Consider the following 20,745-nt stretch of genomic DNA (forward strand, 5'->3'; position numbering starts at 1 on the left):
CCCGGGGTTCCCGCATCCGGAGCCCCGGGATGGTGGGTGTCGTGGGGTTGCCGTGGTGTTTGCTGCCGGGACCGTCACGCGCCTGTCGGCTGCGGGTGGTGTTACGTCAGGGCTGTTGGAACGTACCCTCGGTGACACTCGTTCGGAATCGTTGGGCGCCGCCGAGATCGGTGACGGTGTGTGAGGAAGGACCTGGCATTGGCACGTCGCTCGGCACGAGCGTCGGGAGGCATCTCCGTCGGCGCCCGGCTCGGAGCACTTGGTGCTCTGCTCGCCATCCTCTTTGGCCTCATGGCTGTTACCGGCACCTGGACGCCCAAGCTCGGCCTTGACCTCCAGGGCGGGACGAGTGTCATCCTCACGCCACGGTCGGTGACCGGTGGCTCGATCGACGACTCGGCGCTGAACAAGGCCGTCGACGTCATCCGCAGTCGCGTCGACGGCCTCGGTGTCGCCGAGGCCGAGGTGCGCCGCACCGGCGACACCATCGAGATCTCCGTGCCCGGCCGCGGCCGCAACGACGTCGTGGCGCTGGTGGGCCAGACGGCGGAACTGCGGTTCCGTCAGGTTGCCGGGTCGGCTGCCGCGCAGTCCGCGGCTACGCCGACCCCGTCGGCGACCGGCAGCCCGTCCGCGACGACGGCGCCGTCCACCGGTGCGACCGCGAGCCCGAGCGGAACGGCGGCTCCGGCCACCGGCTCGCCGGCACCGGCCGCGACGAGCGCGCCGGCCACCCAGAAGCCGGCTGCGCTGGGTCTCCCCGGAGCTGACAGCGGGTCCGGCCTCACGCTCCAGCCGGCGGCGTACACCGCACCGGCGGGTGCGGGCGGGGCACGCATCCAGCTCGCGGCGGCCACCAACACGACCAGCCCGGCGGCGGCGAGCACGCTCGCGGCCGCGGCGGCGACGAGCTCACCTGCCGCGGCCGCGACGGGCCAGCCGAGCGCTGCCGCCACGACGCCCGCGGCACCCGCCGCGTCCGCGTCGCCGTCCGCCGACCAGGCCGCGAGCGGCACCAGCACGGACGCGACGACACCGCCCGCCGATGTCCAGGAGAAGTTCGCCAACCTCACCTGCACGGCCAGCGGGGTCCGCGGTTCCGCGGTGAGCCTGGACCGCCCCGAGGACTGGACCGCCGCCTGCGACCGGGACGGCACGACCAAGTACCTGCTCATGCCGGCGGCCCTGGTCGGGACGGACGTGAAATCGGCCTCGGCCGGCCTGCTCAGCGGTGGCGGCACGACGAGCGTGACCACCGGCCAGTGGGTCGTCAACGTCGACTTCACCGGCAACGGCCAGAAGAAGTTCACCGCGCTCACCGAGAAGACGGTCGGCAGCCAGGTCGCGATCGTGCTCGACGGAGTGGTCCAGTCCGCGCCGCAGACCAACGAGCGCATCTCGGGCTCGGCGCAGATCTCGGGGGACTTCTCCCAGTCCGAGGCCCAGGACCTCGCCGATGTCCTGCGGTTCGGCGCGCTGCCGCTGGCCTTCGAGCGTTCGCAGGCCGAGTCGGTGTCCCCGACGCTCGGGCGTGAGTCGCTGCACGGCGGTCTGCTGGCCGGTGCCATCGGTCTCGGCCTCGTGGTGATCTACTCGTTCCTCTACTACCGTGCGCTCGGCGTCGTCGTGATCACCTCGCTCGCGGTGAGCGCCGCGCTGAACTACGCCGCGGTCACGCTGCTCGGGGATGCGATCGGCTTCACCCTGACACTGGCCGGTATCGCCGGTCTCATCGTCTCGATCGGTGTGACGGCCGACTCGTTCGTCGTCTACTTCGAACGGATCAAGGACGAGGTCCGCGCCGGCCGGAGCGTGCGGACGTCCGTCGACCGCGCCTGGCCGGCGGCCCGGCGGACCATGCTCTCCGCCGACACGGTGTCCTTTCTCGCCGCGGCGGTGCTGTACGTCCTGTCGGTCGGGTCCGTGCGCGGGTTCGCGTTCACTCTCGGCCTGTCGACCCTGGTCGACGTGCTGATCATGTTCATCTTCACCCGCCCGCTCGTCACGGCGCTGGTCCGCCGGCCCCTGTTCAGCACCAGCCGGTTCTCCGGGCTGACGGTGCGATCGGTGGGCGGATCGGCGCAGTCGCGGGGACCGCGGCTGGCCAAGCGCCCTGCGGGGCCCGGCCGTCCGGCCGCGGCCGCCGCCGGTGCGGGTGCCGGTGACGACGTGGATCCCGGCTCCCTGGACGTGGATGGGGACGGCGACCAGACGGATGACGGCGGGTCAGGCCCGCCGAACCAGGCTCCCCGGCTCACGAAGCCGGGGCCGGCGCGGCAGGGAACGGGCCGGCGCACGGCCGGGCAGAGGCGGGAGCACTGACATGTCGATGCTGGGGCGTCTCTACCGCAGCGAGTTCCACGTCGACTTCGTCGGCCGCCGGCGTGTCTGGTATGTCGTGTCCGGGGTGCTGCTCACGATCTGTGTGCTGAGCATGATTGTCCGCGGGTTCACGCTGGGTATCGAGTTCAAGGGCGGGGCCGTCTTCCAGTTCCCGGCGAACGGCGGCACCGTCGAGCAGGTCAAGGATGTCCTCAGCGACAGTGGGGTCGACGCCTCCGACAGCGTCGTCCAGCAGCTCGAGACGTCCAAGCAGTTCCGGGTCCAGACACCCACGCTGTCCGACGAGGAGACCGCGCGGGTGGAGGACGCCCTCGCGAAGCGTTTCAACGTCGCGAACCCGGACGAGAACATCGCGGTCTCGACCGTCGGGTCGTCCTGGGGATCCACCATCACGAACAAGGCGATCAAGGGTCTGATCGTCTTTCTCGTGCTGGTGATGGTCTACCTGTCGGTGCGGTTCGAGTGGAAGATGGCCGCGGCGGCGATGGCGGCGCTCATCCACGACCTGGTCGTCACCATGGGTATCTACTCCCTGGTCGGCTTCGAGGTCACCCCGTCCACGATCATTGCTGTGCTGACCATCCTCGGTTTCTCGCTGTACGACACGGTCGTGGTCTTCGACCGGGTACGGGAGAACACCGCCGGAATGGCGACGTCGTCGCGGCGGACCTACGCGGAGGCCACCAACGACGCGCTCAACGAGACGCTGGTCCGGTCGCTCAACACATCACTGATCGCGCTCATCCCGGTGGCGTCGCTGTTGTTCGTCGGCGCCGGGCTGCTGGGTGCCGGCACCCTGAAGGACCTCGCGCTCGCCCAGTTCGTCGGTATCGCCTCCGGTACCTACTCCTCGCTCTTCTTCGCGACCCCGCTGCTCGTCGACCTCAAGCGCAACGAGTCGGAGGTGCGCGCGCTGGACGCCCGGGTGGGGCGGGCCCGGGCGAGCCGGGCCAGGTCGGCCCGCGTCGCCGAGACCGGGCAGACCAGCCGGTCGGTGCGGTCCCGTCAGGGTGCGGACCCGGCCGGTGTGGACGCCGACGCGGACGGGCCGGACGTGCACGAGCCCGGTGACGCCGTGGGCGTCGCCAGTGGGATGCGCACCGCCTCGGCGGCGGCCGCGGCTGGACATGTCGGTGTTCCGTCCGCGCAACGGCGTGGCCCGAGGTCGAAGCCGACCCAGCCCCGGCGCTCCGGTGGTAAGAAGCGTTCGCGCTAGGGGGACGCAGGTCCGTCGCGCGTAAGGCAGGGCGAGGCCGGTGCGAAGCCGGGCGAACTGTGCGAAGTATCATGAAGTAGATGTAAAGCGCGTAAGACGCAAAACGGATAAACCGGCACGGCATCGGCGTGGACACGGCCGCCCGATCGGGCGGCGACGAATTTCTGAAGCGGAGAGGTCACCACGATGACGAGCGTCGAAAGCGGGCCGGCTCTGGGTGCGGCAGCGGAGGTGCTCGCCGCCCACGTCCGCGATGTCCAGGATTTCCCCAAGCCTGGAGTCGTCTTCAAGGACATCACCCCGCTGCTGTCCACCCCGGCGGCGTTCGGGGTGGTCATCGGTGCCCTGGCGGATCTCGCGCGAGACCTGTCGGTCACCACGATCGCGGGGATCGAGGCGCGCGGATTCCTGCTGGCGGCACCGGTCGCCGACCGGATCGGCGCAGGCCTCGTCCCGGTGCGCAAGGCGGGCAAGCTGCCGGGGGCGACCCGCCGCGAGACCTACGACCTGGAATACGGCACCGCCACCCTGGAGATCCACGAGGACGCGGTGGCCGCGGGGGAGCGGGTCCTGCTCGTCGATGACGTGCTCGCCACCGGCGGAACCGCCGCCGCCGCGCACAACCTGCTGCGTGGATGCGGCGCGGACGTGGTCGGCCTCGCGGTCCTGATGGAGCTGAGTTTCCTGGCCGGGCGTGACCGGACGGGTGCGCTGCCGGTCACCTCGATCATGACTCTCTGATCGGCTGAGCCGGTCCGGCGTCAGCACGTTCCGCTGGGTGGCAGGTGTTCGAGGGGTGTGGCGCGCCACGGCCACCTGAGTGTGGCCGCCGCGGGGTCTGCCCGGGGTTGCGGAAGGCCGCGCGGACCAGCAGCGTTAACCTCGATGTCAGGAGCCTTTCGCACATCCGTGCCATGGCCGAAGCGCAACGCAGGAGCGGCCCGTGCCCGAGGCGCCGCCGGTGACCACCGGAGCTGTGTCGGCGGCCGCGTCATCCGTCGGGGAGACGCGGCCGGTGTCGCCTGCCCTGAGCGCGGAGGGGTCCGCCGCACGCGGCGAGGCCGGTCACGGTGAGGTGACCCAGGCCGCGCCTGCGTCGTCCGCGGTGTCGATGGTGTCCGCGACGGCGGGCGGTGAGGATGACGCGGAGAGTGGTTCCCCGGTGGTGCCACGGCTGGGCCACGAGTCACCGCCACTGCCCCGTCGGGTGCGGGGGCGCTTCTCGCGCCTCGGCACTCATCGGGCCACCCCGCCGTCATCGTTGGACCCGGTGCTGCGCGGGCTCGTCGCGAACCATCCGCGGGCTGACATCGCGCCGGTGCAGCATGCCTTCGAGGTGGCCGACGCGGCGCACGCCGGCCAGGTCCGCTTCTCCGGGCACCCGTACATCACCCATCCGATCGCGGTCGCGAGCATCCTGGCCGACCTCGGGATGGACATCCCGACCCTGTGCGCCGCGCTGCTGCACGACACCCTGGAGGAGACGGACCTCCCGCCCGAGACGATCGAGGCCGAGTTCGGCCCGCAGGTGCTGCAGATAGTCGACGCGGTCAGCAAGCTCAACCGGGTCAAGGTCGGCGAGGCGGCGCAGACCGAGACCATCCGCCGCATGGTGGTCGCGATGGCCCGCGACCCGCGTGCGCTGGTGGTGAAGCTCGCGGACCGCCTGCACAACATGCGCACGCTGCGCTTCCTGCCCGAGCACAAGCAGGAGCGCAAGGCCCGCGAGACCCTGGAGATCTACGCGCCACTGGCCCACCGCCTCGGGATGAACTCCCTCAAGTGGGAGCTGGAGGACCTGGCGTTCGCCGCGCTGTACCCGAAGCGCTACGACGAGATCGTCCGGCTCGTCGCGGACCGCGCGCCCAGCCGGGACGTCTACCTCACCGAGACGTCCACGCAGGTCCAGGCGCAGCTCGCCGAGGCGCGCATCAAGGCCGTGGTGACCGGCCGGCCCAAGCACTACTACTCGATCTACCAGAAGATGGTCGTGCGCGGCCGGTCGTTCGAGGACATCTACGACCTGGTCGGCATCCGGGTCCTGGTCGACTCGGTCCGGGACTGCTATGCCGCGCTGGGCACGGTCCACGCGAACTGGAAGCCCATTCCGGGCCGGTTCAAGGACTACATCGCGATGCCCAAGTACAACATGTACCAGTCGTTGCACACGACGGTCATCGGGCCCGAGGGCAAGCCGGTCGAACTGCAGATTCGCACCCATTCCATGCATAACCGGGCCGAATACGGCATCGCGGCGCACTGGAAGTACAAGGAGGACGGCACCGGCTCGCGCTCGGGCGGCTCCGGCTCCGGCCGGCGCGGGGGAGCCAAGGCCGCCGGGGGTGCCGGCGGGACGGATCCGAACCTGCACAACTGGCTGCGCCAGATCCTGGACTGGCAGCGTGAGACCGCGGATCCGGGGGAGTTCCTCGACAGCCTGCGCTTCGACGCCGCCGCCGACGAGGTCTTCGTCTTCACGCCGAAGAGCGACGTCATCCCGCTGCCGCTCGGTTCGACGCCGATCGACTTCGCCTACGCGGTGCACACCGACATCGGCAACCAGTGCGTCGGCGCCCGGGTCAACGGCCGGCTGGCCGCCCTGGACACCGAGCTGGAGAACGGCGACGTGGTGGAGGTCTTCACCTCCCGCGCACATTCCGCCGGGCCCAGCGAGGACTGGCTGATGTTCGTGCGCTCCACCCGGGCCCGGACGAAGATCCGCCAGTGGCACGCGCGGGAGCGCCGCGAGGACGCGATCGTCGCCGGCCGGGACGCGATCGGCCGGGCGATGCGCCGCCACGGCCTGCCACTGGCCCGGCTGATGGCCGGCGACGCGCTGCTGACGCTGGCGAAGGACATGCGTTACGCCGACGTCGCGGCTCTGTACGCGGCGGTCGGCGAGAACAACGTCAGCGCGCAGGCGGTGGTGAACCGGCTGCTGCAGAGCCTGGGCGGCCCGGAGAGCGCGGAGGAGGACGCGGCCGAGACCGAGCTGCCGATCCGGGCGCTGCGCCGTTCCGGCGGCGATCCGGGTGTGATCGTCACGGGTGCGGCGGACGTCTGGGTGAAGCTCGCCCGGTGCTGCACCCCGATGCCGGGTGACGAGATCGCCGGCTTCGTGACCCGGGGCAAGGGCGTCTCGGTGCACCGCACCGACTGCGTCAACCTCGTCAGCCTGCGCGGCGGCCCGCACGACCGGACCGTCGCGGTGGAGTGGGCGCCGTCATCCGGCTCGGTGTTCCTGGTGGTGATCCAGGTCGAGGCCCTCGACCGGACCAGGCTGCTGTCGGATGTGACCCGGGTGTTGTCCGATCACCACGTCAACATCCTCTCCGCGTCGGTCACCACGACCCGAGAGCAGGTGGCGGTCAGCCGTTTCACCTTCGAGATGGGTGACGCCAAGCATCTCGGCCACATTCTCGACGCCGTCAGGTCCACCGACGGCGTGTACGACTGTTTCCGGGTCACCTCGGACGTACAGAGCTGACTGCGAGCGCGAGGGGGCACGCCGTGAATGCTGAGGCCGCGGGAGCGGGTCTGCCGGCGGGCGGCTTCTCGCCCGCGCTGTCCCGAGCGGACGGCGACGACGGTGACTCGCGGACAGTCATCGCGGCCCGCCAGGCCAGCCTCCGGCTGGCGCACCTGGCCCGCCGGATGGCCGCGCCGCGAACCCCGCAGGTGCCCCCCGAGCTGCGTGATCTCGTCGAGGCACACCGCGACTTCCACCCGAAGGCCGACATCGCCGCGGTGATCCGCGCCTACTCGGTGGCGGAGCGACTGCACGCCGGCCAGACCAGGCGAAGCGGCGACCCCTACATCAGCCATCCGCTCGCGGTCGCGGAGGTCCTCGCCGAGCTGGGCGTCGACACCACGACCATCATCGCGGCGCTGCTGCACGACACCGTCGAGGACACCGGCTACTCGCTCACCGCCGTCACGGCGGAGTTCAGCGGTGAGGTCGCCAACCTGGTCGACGGTGTGACCAAGCTGGACAAGATGCGTTTCGGGGAGGCCGCGGAGGCGGAGACCCTGCGCAAGCTGATCGTCGCGCTAGCCCGCGACTACCGGGTCCTCGTCATCAAGATCGCCGACCGGCTGCACAACATGCGCACGCTGGGGTTCATGTCGCCGGCCAAGCAGGAGAAGATCTCGCGGGTCACGCTGGAGGTCCTGGCGCCGCTGGCGCACCGCCTCGGAGTAAGCGTGATCAAACGGGAGCTGGAGGACCGGGCGTTCGCCGTCCTCAACCCCGAGGAGCACCGCCGGATCTCCGGCCTGGTGGACGACTTCACCGCCGCGGAGCGGGCCAGCGGCACGGTCTCCGGGCTGGTGGACCAGCTACGGACGGCGCTCGCCGAGGCCCGGGTCGACGGTGCGGTCTCGGTCCGGATCAGCCACATCTTCTCGATCTTCAAGCGGGCCCAGGAGCGTGGCCGCGCGCCGCGGGACTACACCGACATCGTCCGCGTACTCGTCCTCGTGGACGACGTCACGGACTGCTACGCCGCGCTCGGTGTCATCCACGGCGTGTGGCGCCCGGTGCCGGGGCGGCTGCGCGACTTCGTCGCGACCCCCAAGTTCAACATGTACCAGAGCCTGCACACGTCCGTGACGGACGACTCCGGGCGCACCGTCGACATCCAGATCCGCACCCCGTCCATGCATCGGCTGGCCGAGACCGGCATCGTGGCGAAGCCGGTCGGGCCGGGCGCCGACGGCGCCCGCCTCGAAGGCCTGTCCTGGCTGCACAGCCTGCTGGACTGGCAGGTCGACACGGTCGACCCGGGGGAGTTCCTGGAATCGCTGTCCTCGGACCTGAACTCCGACGAGGTGCTGACCTTCACCCCGAAGGGCAAGATGATCGCGCTGCCCGCGCGCTCCTCACCGGTCGACGTGGCCTACGCGGTGCACACCGATGTGGGGCACCGCGCCATCGGCGCCCGGGTGAACGGCCGGCTGGTCCCGCTGCACACCCGGCTGCGCAACGGCGACGTCGTCGAGATCCTCACCTCGAACCTTCCGGGAGCGGGGCCGAGCGAGGACTGGCTTGACTTCGTGCGGACCTCCCGGGCCCGGGTCCGGATCCGCAAACGCCTGGCCCGGCAGCGCCGGGATACGCACGGACGGTCGCCACACGGCATCGCGAGCGGTCTGACCTGGCCGTTCGGGCACTCGGGCGACCCCGCCCGGCGTGATGGCGCGACCGGGACGAGCACACCCGGGAGGATCACACCCGGGCCGGTCGAGCGGCCCGGCCAGGCCGCCGGGACCGCCCACGGTGCCGGGAGCCCGGCCGACGCCACCCCGGACGCCCAGCCCGTGGACGCCGGCCTTGCGCAGACCGCACCGGCGGCAGGGCCGGCCGCATCGGCAGGGCAGGCCGTGCCGGCAGGGCAGGCTGTCCCGACGGCGGCAGTCGCCCTCGGCGGCACCACCGCACCGACCGCTCCTTCCGAGCCCACCGCTCCTGCCGCGGCCTCGGATGGCGCGGCCTCGCGTGGCGCCCGGCGGGTGCGGCGTGCCGTGCCGGGAAAGCAGGGCGAGCGCTCGGGCGACGCCGGTGGTCTCACGGGCCGCGAAACAGCCGGGGAGGTCGCGGCACGCGGCGCCGCCCGCCGCGGAACGCAGAACTGGGCGGGCTTCGCCGAGATCGAGGGCACGGATGTGCCAGTGCGTCTCGCGCGATGTTGTCTTCCGCTCCCCGGAGACAAGGTTGTCGGCTTCACGACGCACAGCAGTGCTGTCTCGCTGCATCGTCGGGAATGCGCGAACGTCGCCTCCTCGGCGTCATCACGCGAGCAGGTGACCGTGGCGGGATGGGCCGCTGCGGAGAGTCAGACCTTCCCCACCGAAATCGCGGTTGAGGCCTTCGATCGTTACGGCCTGCTGGCAGATATAACCGAAGTTCTCTCTGACACGTCCGCGTCGGTGCGTGCGGCGTCGACCTCGACTTCGGAGGACCGGGTGGCGCACGCCCGCTTCACGATTGAGGTCACCGGCCCCGAACAGCTCGATCGGGTGCTGGCGGCGGTACGCAGCGTTGGCGGTGTCTACGACTGTTACCGGGCCTGCCAGACGATCGTGTGACGCCGGGGGCCGGGATCCGGGAGCCTTATGCGCTCCGTGTCGCTATGGTCCCGGAAGTCGCTTTTCAACATTCCCCGGCCCGATCGGGTCGTGTACCGAAAGAATCACCCGTGGTCATCGGCGAAAAAACGTCGGCGCCGACGGTGGTCCGATGTAGAGTATCTCGCATCGCCATCGGTTATGGGTGGGAGTACGCGTGGGATTCCTTCAGGTCATCACGAGCATCGACTCACCAGACGCAGCGGACCGTATCGGCAGGGCGCTCGTCGAGCGGCGCCTTGTTGCCTGTTTCCAGGTGGTCGGGCCGATTCGGAGCACTTACCGGTGGAACGGCGAGATCGAGCAGTCGGAGGAATGGCTCTGCCTCGCCAAAACAACGAGTGAACGGCTGGCCGACCTGATCGCGGAGATCACCGCCGCGCACCCGTACGAGACGCCCGAGATCATTGCGACCCCTATCGTGTCGGGTCACACGGACTATCTCGACTGGATCACGGCGGAGACCGCCCCGTCGATCCGGAGCTGAGGCTCCGGCCTTACACGAGCGCGCGAAGCTGCTCGTCGAGATCCCGGACGGCCTGGGTGTTCTGCCAGGGCCGCAGATGCTCCCGAACCCGCCGGATCCTGGTGAGCCCCAGTGAGAAGTCGGTTGCCGCGACGATGGCCAGCGACTCGGCCGCGTACTGGGTCGCGGCGTCGATCTCCCGCCGCTGAATGTGCACCTCGGCGACATCGCCGAGTAACAAGGAGCGCTTCTTGGTGCCGCTGTGCGGAGACGTGGCACGCAGCGCCTCCGTCGCCGCGGCGTGGGCGGCGGCTGGCCGGCGCAGCCTCGTGTAGGTCGTGACCTTGATGCCGTCAAGCCGGCCACGGTCGAAGAACTGGGTCCAGACCCGGTCGCCGTCGTCGGCGCGGTCGAAGGCCTCCTGAGCGCGGTCCAACGCGGCCAGTGCCGCCCGCCCCTCGCCGCGGGCGGCCTGTTCTTCGGCCTCCCGCCCGGCCAGCCACGCCCGGGTCATGATGGTGCTCGCGCCCGCGGCGCGGCGCTGCGCCTCCGCCAGCAGCGCGCAGGCCTGGTCGTGACGACCGACCCCGGCGCTGTGGTAGCTCTCGTAACCCAGTACGCAGGCCCACAGCGCGCTGTCGTCGGCCTCCCGCGCCGCCTCGATCGCGACCCGGTAGTACGCCAGGGCGGCCGGGACGTCGTTCATGTCGAACGCGAGCCAGCCGGCCAGCGCCGCGGTCTCGCCGGCGGTCGCCGCGAGGTCGCGGCGAGCCGACGATCGGCCGCTGGACTCCAACAGCTGCGTGAGCGTCCCCAGATGACCGGTGACCCTGGGGAACAGCGCCCGGGCGGGAACGCGCTCCTCCAGGCTGTACAGGCCCGCCGTGCATCGGCTCAGCTCGTCCGCCAGCTCCGGGGTGACGGTGGTGCGCCGGCGCAGCGCCGCGGACAGCCGCTCCCACGGCGCGTTGTCGGGCCCGGCCGTGCCCAGCGGGACGACGGCGACGCCACCCGCGGCGGCGAAAAGCCGCAGGAACCCACGGCGCTCGACGGGAATGTCACCGGACGGTTCGGCCCCGGCCTCGGCCTGGATGAGAACGGTTCCGGCCGGGCCGATGCCGTGGGAAAGCTTGTCCGTGGCGGCGGGGAGCCGGCCGGCCAGGCCGGTGCTGGGGTCGTCGTCGACGAAGCCGAGTTCTGCCGAGGAGCGCTCGAACAGCGCGCGCAACAACCGCTGGTAGCGAAGGCTGGGCTTTTTGTCGCCCTTCTCCCACTTGCAGATCATATTTCCGGTGACGCCGGCCTCGCGGCCCTCATGGATGACGGAGAAGCGTCGGATCTCGCTCGCCAGGCGTTCCTGTGACCAGCCGCGTTCCTCTCGGCTGGTGCGAAGCCGAACGTTCGGAGTACGGGCCGGGCCGGCGGTGGCCGGCCTGGGGTCGTTTGGTCGCATGCTCCTTGGCGAGGTGTGACCCGCCGACGTTCCTGCCGGGCGCTCCATCGGGACCTCCGAGTCAAGCAGTTGACTTCAGGAGCTTAACCGTGTGTTAGCAAAGGCGGTGATACCCCTCGTGTGGTCCTTCGGTGACAAGAAACAGGCAAATCATCGAACGGGCGACCGCGCTCCGTGACGGCACGCGGCGTCATCGTCTCGCCGGTGCGTCACCATAGAGTCTGGTGTGTGAGAGCTGGTCCTCTGCCCCCGAGCCCCCGTGGCCCACGCTCACGCGTGCAGGCCCGGCCGCTGCGGGAGTGGCAACGCGCCGCCCTGGAGATCTACCGCTCGCGCACCGCCTCGGGCGGGCGGGACTTCCTGGCGGTGGCGACGCCGGGTGCGGGCAAGACGACCTTCGCCCTGGAGATCGCCGCCGAGCTGCTGGCCGCCGGTGAGATCCGGGCGGTGACGGTGGTGGCCCCGACGGACCACCTGAAGCGGCAGTGGGCCGGTGCGGCCTCGGCCGTCGGCATCGATCTGGACCCGACGTTCCGCAACTCCGCCGGTGCGACCGCGTCCGACTACACGGGTGTCGCCGTCACATACGCCCAGGTCGCGGCCCATCCGGCGCTGCACCGGATGCGTACGGCGGCCCGGCGCACCCTGGTGATCCTCGACGAGATCCACCACGCGGGGGACGCGCTTTCCTGGGGCGAGGCGGTGCGTGAGGCGTTCACGCCGGCCGCCCGTCGTCTGGCGCTCACCGGAACACCGTTCCGGTCGGACGTCAGCCCGATTCCGTTTGTCACCTACCTGCCAGATGCGGAGGGCGTCACCCGCAGCGTCGCGGACTCCAGCTACGGCTATGCGGACGCGCTGCGCGATGGCGTGGTCCGTCCTGTGCTCTTCCTGGCCTATTCCGGCGAGATGTCGTGGCGGACGAGCGCGGGTGCCGAGCTGAGCGCGCGGCTCGGTGAGCCGCTGAACAGCGAGCAGACCGCCGCGGCGTGGCGGACCGCGCTCGACCCGCAGGGCAACTGGATGCCGGCGGTCCTCGCGGCGGCTGACACCCGGCTCTCCCAGGTACGCCGGGGCGGCATGCCGGACGCCGGCGGCCTGGTCATCGCGACCGACCACACGACCGCCCGCGCCTACGCCGRCCTGCTGCGGGGGATCACCGGGACGTCTCCGGTCGTGGTCCTCTCCGACGACCCCACCGCGAGCTCGAAGATCGCCACCTTCCGGGAGTCGACGGACCGCTGGATGGTCGCCGTCCGGATGGTCAGTGAGGGCGTCGACGTCCCCCGGCTGGCGGTCGGCGTGTACGCCACCTCGGCCTCGACGCCGCTGTACTTCGCGCAGGCGGTCGGTCGGTTCGTCCGCGGCCGCGGCCGCTCGGAGACGGCGTCGGTCTTCCTGCCGAGTGTGCCCGCGCTGCTCGCGCTGGCCGGTGAGATGGAGGTCCAGCGTGACCACGCGCTGGACAAGCCGATGCGCGAGCCGGACGCCTTCGACGACGACGCCCTGCGGGAGGCGAACCGCCGCCGGGACACGCCGGACAAGCCGGACAGTCCGTTCACCGCGCTGGGATCGTCCGCCCAGCTGGACAGGGTGATCTTCGACGGTGGTGAGTTCGGGACCACGGCGCAGGCCGGATCGCCGGAGGAGGAGGACTTCCTCGGCCTGCCCGGGCTGCTCGAGCCCGACCAGGTCGCCACCCTGCTGCGGCAGCGTGAGGCCGCACAGCGGGCCGCCGCGGCGAAGGCCTCCGCGGCTGCCGCGGCGTCCACCGAGCCGGTGGTCCCGGCGGCCAGGCAGGGCGAGGCGGCGGGGGAGCCGGAGGCGGCCGACCGTCCGGTCCACGAGCGGATCGGGGAGCTGCGCAAGGAGCTCAACAAGCTGGTGGCCGCGCACTACCACCGGACCGGCAAGCCCCACGGGATGATCCACGCGGAGCTGCGCAGGTCCTGCGGCGGCCCCCCGAGCGCGCAGGCCAGCGCCGCGCAGCTACAGGCGCGGATCGACACCGTCCGCCGCTGGGCGGGTTGACCCACACAGCCCACCGCGACCACACAGCCCACCGCGACCACACAGCCCACCGCGACCACACAGCCCACCGCGGCCACACAGCCCACCGCGGACCTGGCCGGCGATGCCGCCGGCCTCGCGGTGGGCGGTGGGCGGTGCTGGACCGGTCTGGTGCTCGACCGGTGCAGGGCGGGTTTACTGCTCCTGGTTGATCTCGATGGACTTGATCTGGGCCTTGCTCGCCGGGGTGCCGTCCGAGCCGCCGCCCTCGATCCCCGGGGAGGTCAGCTTGTCCAGCACGTCGAGACCCTCGGTGATGTGGCCGAAGACGGTGTAGCCACCGGCCAGCGCGGACGCGCCGTCCGCGGTGGGATCGGCGTAGTTGATGAAGAACTGGCTGCCGTTGCTGTCCGGCTGGCTGCTGTGCGCCATCGCCAGCACGCCGCGGTTGTAGTTCACGCCCTCGGTGTTCTCGTTGGCGTATCCGAAGCCGGGGCCGCCCGTGCCGGTGGCGGTGGGGTCGCCGCACTGCAGGACGCTGATGCCGGCGTCGGCGCCACCGGTCTGGCGGTGGCAGGCGGTGTCGGTGTAGAAGCCCGCCTCGGCGAGGGAGCGCAGCGCGTTGACGGTGCAGGGAGCCTTGTCGGCGTCCAGCGCGGCGGTGATCGTGCCCTGGTCGGTGGTGATGACCATCGTGGCCGGGTTCTTGTTCACCGTCGCGGCGGCGGTGGGCAGTGAGACCTGGCGCGAGGGCGCCTCGCCGGTCGACGTGTAGACGCAGTCGCCGACCTTGCTGGTCTGGCCGGCTGGCAGCGCCGAGGTCGTCGGGGTGGTGGCCGTCTGGGTGGCCGAGGGCGAGGTCGAGGTGATCTCGTTGTTGTCGTCGGAGCCACCACTGAGCAGGACGCTCGCGATCACCGACCCCACGATCGCGACCACGACCACCGCCGCGATGACGGTGACGCGCTTGCGCTGCCGCAGGTGGGCCTCACGCCGCCGCTGTGCCTGGCGCGCCGCCCGCGCGGCGGCGAGCTCCCGCTGCCGCCGTTCCCTCGTGCTCGACACCGTCGCCGGCCTCCCGCTTCTGTTGTCCCGTGACCACCGGATGGTCCTCAGGCGGTCGCTGTGCCGTCCACGTTCCCGTCGCGGACGAGTCTGTCCAGGTGGCCTGTGGACGACCTGTGAGAAGGCGGGCGACCGGTGGGCCGGACGCGTGCCGTCGATCTCGGCCGCGGCGAGGCCCGGCAGGACGCGGCCTCCGGGGATCTGACCTGGCCACTTTCGTCACACAGGGTACTCGCCGGGATCGTGGYGGAATCCGGTGCGCAGGATTCGGTCGCGGTGTCGTGTGACGTGTCATGCGAGGTGCGGGCGCGGGGCCGTGGGCGTCGGTGTGCTGCGGGTGCAGTGCTGTGCGGGGGACCGGCCGAGCCGCGCCGTGGAGGTGGACATGGCGCCTGAAGGAAGAGGGCCCCTCGGGTGCGGCTGATAGCGTCTTGGCTCAGGACCCGACGCGAAGGCTGACACGAATTCATGCTCGACAAGCGCTTCATCCGGGACAATCCCGACGCCGTTAAGGACGCCGTACGGCTCAAGGGTGTCGATCTCGACGTGGACGAGCTGCTTGCGCTCGACCAGGAGAACCGCAAACTGCAGTTCGAGGTCGACGAGGCACAGGCGCGCCGCAAGTCCTTCGCCAAGCAGTTCGCCAAGGCGGACGAGGCCCGTCGCGCCGAGCTGCGCGCGGAGCACGTCGAGTTCGACCGGCAGCTGCAGGACCTGCGTGAGCGGCTGGCCCAGACGAGCGCCCGGCTGTCCGAGCTGATGCTCCTCGCGCCGGGCATTCCCTGGGAGGGCGCACCGGTCGGGCCGGACGAGTCCGCGAACGTGGTCATCCGCACCGTCGGGACGCGTCCCGAGTTCGACTTCCCGCCGCTCGACCACACCGAGCTTGCGCAGATGCGGGGCTGGGCCGAGTTCGCCCGCGCCCGCAGGGTCGCCGGCGAGCGGGCGTACGCGCTGGTCGGTGACATGGTCATGCTGGAGCGGGCGGTGCATTCCTATGCGCTGGACCTGCTGCGCGAGCGGGACTTCACCCCGGTCGCGGTGCCCGCGCTGGTCAAGGAGGCACCGCTCGTCGGCACCGGCATGTTCCCCAAGGGCCGGGACGAGATCTACGAGATTCCCGCCGACGACGCGTTTCTCGCCGGCACGGCCGAGGTCGCCCTGGTGGGGCTGCATTCCGGGGAGATCCTCGACGCCGACCAGCTGCCGATCCGGTACGCCGGTATCTCGCCGTGCTTCCGCCGGGAGATCGGCAGCGCCAGCCGCGACGTTCGCGGGCTGCTGCGGGTCCACCAGTTCGAGAAGGTCGAGCAGTTCGTCCTGTGCGTGAACGACCCGGCCGAGTCCGCCCGCTGGCACGCCGAGCTCCTCGCCACCGCGGAGCACATCCTGACCGATCTCGGCCTGCACTACGAGGTCGTCGAATGCGCGACCGGCGACATGGGCCTGGGCAAGTTCCGCATGAACGACATCAACACCTGGTTTCCCACGCTTGACCGTTTCCGGGAGACCCACAGCTGTTCGACGCTGCATGACTGGCAGGCCCGGCGGGCGAACCTCCGTTACCGCGACTCCGGTGGGAACATCCACTTCGCGCATACGCTGAACAACACCGCGGTGGCGACACCCCGGCTGCTGGCCGCGATTCTGGAGAACTTCCAGACCGCCGACCAGCGGGTTCGCGTACCGGAGGTGCTGCGGCCTTACCTGGGCGGGCGCGACCTGCTCTGACCGGGCGCGCTGCCCTGGTCGAGCTCCCTGTTCTGACCGGGCATCCTGTTCCCACCGGATGCCTGGTCGCGCCGGGAGTACGCGGCCCGGACGAGACCGGGCGCCGCGACACCGAGGCGCCGGCCCAGCCCGACCGACACCCGCCGGTCGAGAATCTGGTAGTCGGCGCGTTCGATCTCGTCCAGGATTCCGCTGTAAAGCCGGAACGCGGTCGACACGCAGTCCCGGGACGTCGGGTGCAGCAGCCGGATGCCTGGGCGGGCGGAACGGAACAGCTCGCGCGCTCGGGCGATCTCGAACGCCAGCAGGCGGCGCACCGGGCCGTCGGCCACCCCGGCGGCGAGGTGATCCCAGGTCACCCCGAACAGGTCCAGTGAGCTCTGCGGCAGGTACACGCGCCCGCGCCGCAGGTCCTCACCGATGTCCCGGATGAAGTTCGCGAGCTGGAAGGCGACACCGAGGTCGCGGGCGTACGGTTCCGCCGCGGGGTTCACCGGCTCGAGAATGGGCAGCATCTGCAGACCGATGACCACCGCCGAGCCGTGGATGTAGACCATGAGGTCATCCCAGGTGGCGTAGCTGGTGATCGTCAGATCCATGGCCATGGAGGCCAGGAAGGTCTCGAAATAGCCGACCGGCAGATCGAACCGCCGAATCGTGTGCAGCACGGCGGGCAGCACCGTCGCCTCAGCATCCGCGGCCGTGGCCGCGGCCTCCGCAGTCTCACCTTCGGCTGTTGCGCCGGTTTCCGCCGCCGCGACGTCGGCCCCGGAGGCCAGTGAGGCCAGCAGGGTGCTGCCCCATTGCCGCAGCCACTGGGCCTTCGCCTCGTCGGTCAGCGTGGAGTCGAGATCGTCGACGATCTCGTCGGCATAGCGTGCGAAGCCGTAGAGGGCGTGGACATGCGGCCGTTTCCACTTCGGCAGCAGGAGAGTGGCCAGGTAATAGGTGCGCCCGTGCGCCGCGTTGAGTTCCCGCGCCCGGCGGTAGGAGGCACGTAGCCGCTCATCAGTGACACCGGCGGCGTCCAGTTCGCCGCGCAGACCACCCACATCAGCCAGAGTAGTCGAAGTCGCCTGAGCAGCAGGTTCAGGGCAGCCGCGAGGAGAAGGCCAGGGAGAGCGCCGCCGCGGCCAGGCCGAGACCGAGAGAAAGCCCGATGAACCAGGACGTTATCTCACGGTATTCGGTGCGGTACCCGATGGAGCTGCCCAGGCCGCGGTAGACGGACTGCAGCTCGTCACCGGTGGTCGCCCGGTGGTAGGAGCCACCGGTCTGCTCGGCCAGCTCGCGCAGCGCGTCCTCGTTCACGGGGACGGGAATCTGCTGCCCGCCGACATCGAGGGTTCCGTCCGAGGTGCCGTAGGCGATGGTGTCGACCGGAACCTCGGCGTCCCGCGCGGCGGTGGCGGCCTGGGTGTTCGGCCGGCCGCGGGTCGTCTCGCCGTCGGAGAGCAGGACGATCGCGGCGGGCGGTGGTGGCTGGCCCTCGTCCGACATCCGCTCGCCGGCGGTGGTGATCGCCTGCAGTGAGGCGAAGATGCCCTCACCGACCGCGGTAGCGGGGCCGAGCTGCAGGCCGCGGATGCCGGACCGGACCGACTCCCGGTCGGTCGAGGCCGGGACCAGGACAGCCGCCGACCCGGCGAACGAGACCAGACCGAGGTTGATGCGGGGCGGCAGCTGGTCGACGAACGCCTGGGCCCCCTGCTTCGCGGCTTCGAGGCGGGTCGGCTGGATGTCGGTGGCCGCCATCGAGTTCGACACGTCGATCGCCAGGATGATGGTGGCCCGCTCGCGGGGAACCCGCTCGGCCCGCGCCGGCCGTGCCAGCGAGATCACCAGCCCGGCCAGGGTGAGCAGCAGCAGCGCCGCCGGCACATGGCGGCGCCACCACTGCGGCCGCCGCGGCAGCACGCTGGACAGCAGCGCCGTCGAGGACAGCCGCGCCGCGTAGACCCGGCGGCGCATCGACACCACGATGTACGCCGCCGCCAGCGCGGCCACCGCGACGAACAGCCACAGCCAGTGGCCGGCGAGGAAGCTCACGCGCCCGCACCCACCGGTGGCCGCCGGGCCGCGCCACGGGTCACCCGCGACGCCGACACGTACCGGACGATGTCGACCAGCCAGTCCGAGTCCGTGCGCAGCACCAGATGCCCGGCGCCCACCCGGCGCAGCGCCAGCGCCACCTGGGCACGGTGCTCGGCCGCGGCCCGGCTGTAGCGCTCGCGGACCCGCCGTGACGAGGTGGGCACCTCCAGCACCGCGCCGGTCTCCGCGTCCACGACGGAGAGCAGCCCGACGGACGGCAGGACCAGCTCGGCGGGGTCGAGGACCTCCACGGCGAGCAGCTGATGGCGTGCCGCGAGTGCCCGCATCGGCCGCTCCCAGCCCAGGTCGGTGGAGAGGAAGTCGCTGATGACCACGGCGAGGCCACGGCGGCGGCGCGGCCGGTCCATCGCGGCGACCGCCGCGGCGAGGTCGGTGGCCGCGGAATGGTCAGGCCGCCGCACGGGACGGTCGTGAGCCGCCTCGGGAACGGACAGGAGCGCCCGCAGCAGGGTCCGCAGCCCCTGGCGGCCCGGCCGGGCTGGAATCAGCTGCGGCCCGGTCGGGGTCAGGGCGAGGGCGCCCATCCGGTTGCCGGTGCGGGCGGTGAGGAAGCCGATCGCCGCCGTGGCCGCGATCGCCAGCTCCCGCTTGCGGATCGAGGTGGTGCCGAACTCCTGGCTGGCGGTGAGATCCACCAGCGCCCAGGTCTCCAGCTCCCGGTCGGCGACCAGGTCGTGCACATGCGGGACCGTCGTCCGCGCCGTCACGGCCCAGTCCATCCGCCGGACGTCGTCGCCGACGTGGTACTCGCGGCTTTCGGCCTTCTCCGTTCCCTGACCCGGCAGGAGACCGAGATGGTCGCCGAGGAGCATGCCGTCCAGGCGGCGGTTGACGGCGAGTTCGAGGCCGCGCAGCGTCCGCTCCACCGACGGTGAGGTCGCCGGTGGCTGGGAGATCACCCGCGGCGTGGTCGCGCCGGGCCGATCGGACCGTCTCACCGCGCCGGCCCGCCGTCGAAGTACTCGGGGAAGCCGGTCCGCGGATCGGTGTGCCAGCGCCCGGAATGGGTCGGCGGCGGTGAACGGTGCCCGTTGTGCAGGCCGTGCTCGGCCGCGTTCTGCTGGCGGGGGGCGATCTGGGGAGGCGGCAGCGCGCCGAGGATGCGCCGGGCGATCTCCTCGGCGGTGAGTCCTTCCGCAAGAGCCTCGTAGGAGAGCACCAGGCGGTGCGGCAGCACGTCGAGGGCCACCGCCGCGACGTCGTCGGGGACGACGTAGTCACGCCCGCGCAGCAGCGCCAGCGCCCGCGCGGCGGAGATGAGCCCGAGTGACGCGCGTGGTGAGGCACCGTAGGCCAGGTGCCCGCCGAGCTCGGGCAGGTTGACCTCGGCCGGCGAACGGGTGGCGAGCACCAGGCGGACGGCGTACTCGGTGATCGCGTGGTGGACGAACACGTCGTCCGCACGGTTCTGCAGGCGGACGAGCGCGTCCGGGTCGAGGACGGTCTCCGCGGTGGGTGGACGCACCCCCATCCGCCGGACGATCTCCAGCTCCTCGGCCGCGTTCGGATAGGGAACCGTCACCTTCATGAGGAAACGGTCACGCTGCGCCTCCGGCAGCGGATACACGCCTTCGGACTCGATCGGGTTCTGTGTCGCGAGAACGAGGAAGGGCAGCGGCAGCGGATGGGTGACCCCGCCCAGGGATACCTGCCGTTCCGACATGACCTCCAACAACGCCGACTGGACCTTGGCCGGTGCACGGTTGATTTCGTCCGCGAGAACGAAGTTGGCGAACACCGGGCCGAGCTCTATATCGAACGTCTCCCGGCTGCCGCGGAAGATCCGCGTCCCGATGATGTCGGAGGGGACCAGATCACTGGTGAACTGGATCCGCACGAAGGAGCCACCGACGACCGTCGCCAGCGTCTGCACTGCCAGCGTCTTCGCGACGCCGGGCACACCCTCCAGCAGGCAGTGCCCGCGGGCGAGCAGCGCGACCAGCATGCGCTCGACCATGTGGTCCTGACCGACGATGACCTTCTTGACCTCGAAGAGCGCCCGTTCCAGCAGCGCGGCGTCGGTGGCCACGTCATGGGCCGGCGGATCGGCGGGCGTCCGGGCCTCGACGTCGGATGCCGCCACGCCGGGATCGGTCGTCCACTCGTTCATGAGTCCATCCTCCCAGACAACGGACGGAATCGAGGGCCCGAGGACTCGGGACAGTGTGGTCGGAAGCCTCTTCTAAGGCGCTCTTCAGGAACTCCGTCATCTGATGGCGG

14 protein-coding genes are annotated in these 20,745 nt (G+C 71.2%); 8 read left to right on the forward strand and 6 right to left on the reverse strand.

What is annotated here, in order from left to right:
• Positions 1 to 198: 198 nt before the first annotated feature.
• The 6 genes from secD (at position 199) to cutA (ending at position 10,172) form a co-directional block, all read left to right on the forward strand.
• A complete protein-coding gene (gene secD, locus CcI49_RS02285) occupies positions 199 to 2,322 on the forward strand; it encodes a protein translocase subunit SecD (protein WP_076823894.1) in 2,124 nt (707 codons plus the stop codon).
• Between the two features lies 1 nt (position 2,323).
• Positions 2,324 to 3,559 (forward strand): protein translocase subunit SecF, encoded by a 1,236-nt coding sequence (gene secF, locus CcI49_RS02290; RefSeq protein WP_076823897.1) that lies wholly within the window; start codon positions 2,324 to 2,326, stop codon positions 3,557 to 3,559.
• A 186-nt stretch (positions 3,560 to 3,745) separates the two neighbouring features.
• Positions 3,746 to 4,300: an adenine phosphoribosyltransferase gene (locus CcI49_RS02295; RefSeq protein ID WP_054565791.1), complete on the forward strand. Its 555-nt coding sequence runs from the start codon at positions 3,746 to 3,748 to the stop codon at positions 4,298 to 4,300.
• A 202-nt stretch (positions 4,301 to 4,502) separates the two neighbouring features.
• Positions 4,503 to 7,046, forward strand: coding sequence for a bifunctional (p)ppGpp synthetase/guanosine-3',5'-bis(diphosphate) 3'-pyrophosphohydrolase (locus tag CcI49_RS02300; RefSeq protein WP_054565792.1), 2,544 nt, complete (start codon positions 4,503 to 4,505; stop codon positions 7,044 to 7,046).
• Between the two features lie 23 nt (positions 7,047 to 7,069).
• Complete coding sequence (locus tag CcI49_RS02305) at positions 7,070 to 9,646, forward strand: RelA/SpoT family protein (RefSeq protein ID WP_076823898.1); 2,577 nt, start codon at positions 7,070 to 7,072, stop codon at positions 9,644 to 9,646.
• Positions 9,647 to 9,842: 196 nt separating this feature from the next.
• Complete coding sequence (cutA, locus tag CcI49_RS02310; RefSeq protein ID WP_006540897.1) at positions 9,843 to 10,172, forward strand: divalent-cation tolerance protein CutA; 330 nt, start codon at positions 9,843 to 9,845, stop codon at positions 10,170 to 10,172.
• A 10-nt stretch (positions 10,173 to 10,182) separates the two neighbouring features.
• On the opposite strand, the gene CcI49_RS02315 is transcribed toward cutA, so the two are convergent.
• Positions 10,183 to 11,604 (reverse strand): helix-turn-helix transcriptional regulator, encoded by a 1,422-nt coding sequence (locus CcI49_RS02315; protein WP_235497813.1) that lies wholly within the window; start codon positions 11,602 to 11,604, stop codon positions 10,183 to 10,185.
• 228 nt (positions 11,605 to 11,832) lie between these two features.
• Here CcI49_RS02315 and CcI49_RS02320 point away from each other — a divergent pair, with 228 nt between their 5' ends.
• Positions 11,833 to 13,635 carry a DEAD/DEAH box helicase gene (locus tag CcI49_RS02320; RefSeq protein ID WP_076823900.1) on the forward strand — a complete coding sequence of 601 codons (1,803 nt, stop codon included), beginning with the start codon at positions 11,833 to 11,835 and terminating at the stop codon, positions 13,633 to 13,635.
• Between the two features lie 174 nt (positions 13,636 to 13,809).
• Here CcI49_RS02320 and CcI49_RS02325 read toward each other — a convergent pair whose 3' ends face one another.
• The gene (locus CcI49_RS02325) at positions 13,810 to 14,679 is read right to left on the reverse strand and encodes a peptidylprolyl isomerase (RefSeq protein ID WP_054565796.1); all 870 of its coding nucleotides are present in this window, start codon (positions 14,677 to 14,679) and stop codon (positions 13,810 to 13,812) included.
• Positions 14,680 to 15,147: 468 nt separating this feature from the next.
• Here CcI49_RS02325 and serS point away from each other — a divergent pair, with 468 nt between their 5' ends.
• Positions 15,148 to 16,410 carry a serine--tRNA ligase gene (serS, locus tag CcI49_RS02330; RefSeq protein WP_054565797.1) on the forward strand — a complete coding sequence of 421 codons (1,263 nt, stop codon included), beginning with the start codon at positions 15,148 to 15,150 and terminating at the stop codon, positions 16,408 to 16,410.
• Here serS and CcI49_RS02335 read toward each other — a convergent pair.
• From CcI49_RS02335 to CcI49_RS02350, 4 genes are read right to left on the reverse strand one after another with little or no spacing between them, the layout of a single operon-like run.
• Positions 16,383 to 17,462 carry a phytoene/squalene synthase family protein gene (locus tag CcI49_RS02335; RefSeq protein ID WP_076823903.1) on the reverse strand — a complete coding sequence of 360 codons (1,080 nt, stop codon included), beginning with the start codon at positions 17,460 to 17,462 and terminating at the stop codon, positions 16,383 to 16,385. The genes serS and CcI49_RS02335 overlap by 28 nt on opposite strands.
• 37 nt (positions 17,463 to 17,499) lie before the next feature.
• Positions 17,500 to 18,459 carry a VWA domain-containing protein gene (locus CcI49_RS02340; RefSeq protein ID WP_006540903.1) on the reverse strand — a complete coding sequence of 320 codons (960 nt, stop codon included), beginning with the start codon at positions 18,457 to 18,459 and terminating at the stop codon, positions 17,500 to 17,502.
• Entirely contained in the window at positions 18,456 to 19,424 is a 969-nt protein-coding gene (locus CcI49_RS02345; protein ID WP_054565799.1) for a DUF58 domain-containing protein, read from the reverse strand. Before CcI49_RS02345 ends, CcI49_RS02340 begins: the two co-directional genes overlap by 4 nt.
• A 35-nt stretch (positions 19,425 to 19,459) precedes the next feature.
• Positions 19,460 to 20,635: a MoxR family ATPase gene (locus tag CcI49_RS02350; protein WP_054565800.1), complete on the reverse strand. Its 1,176-nt coding sequence runs from the start codon at positions 20,633 to 20,635 to the stop codon at positions 19,460 to 19,462.
• Positions 20,636 to 20,745 lie beyond the last annotated feature (110 nt).

It is taken from the genome of Frankia sp. CcI49, assembly GCF_001983215.1.
GTDB lineage: Bacteria > Actinomycetota > Actinomycetes > Frankiales > Frankiaceae > Parafrankia > Parafrankia irregularis.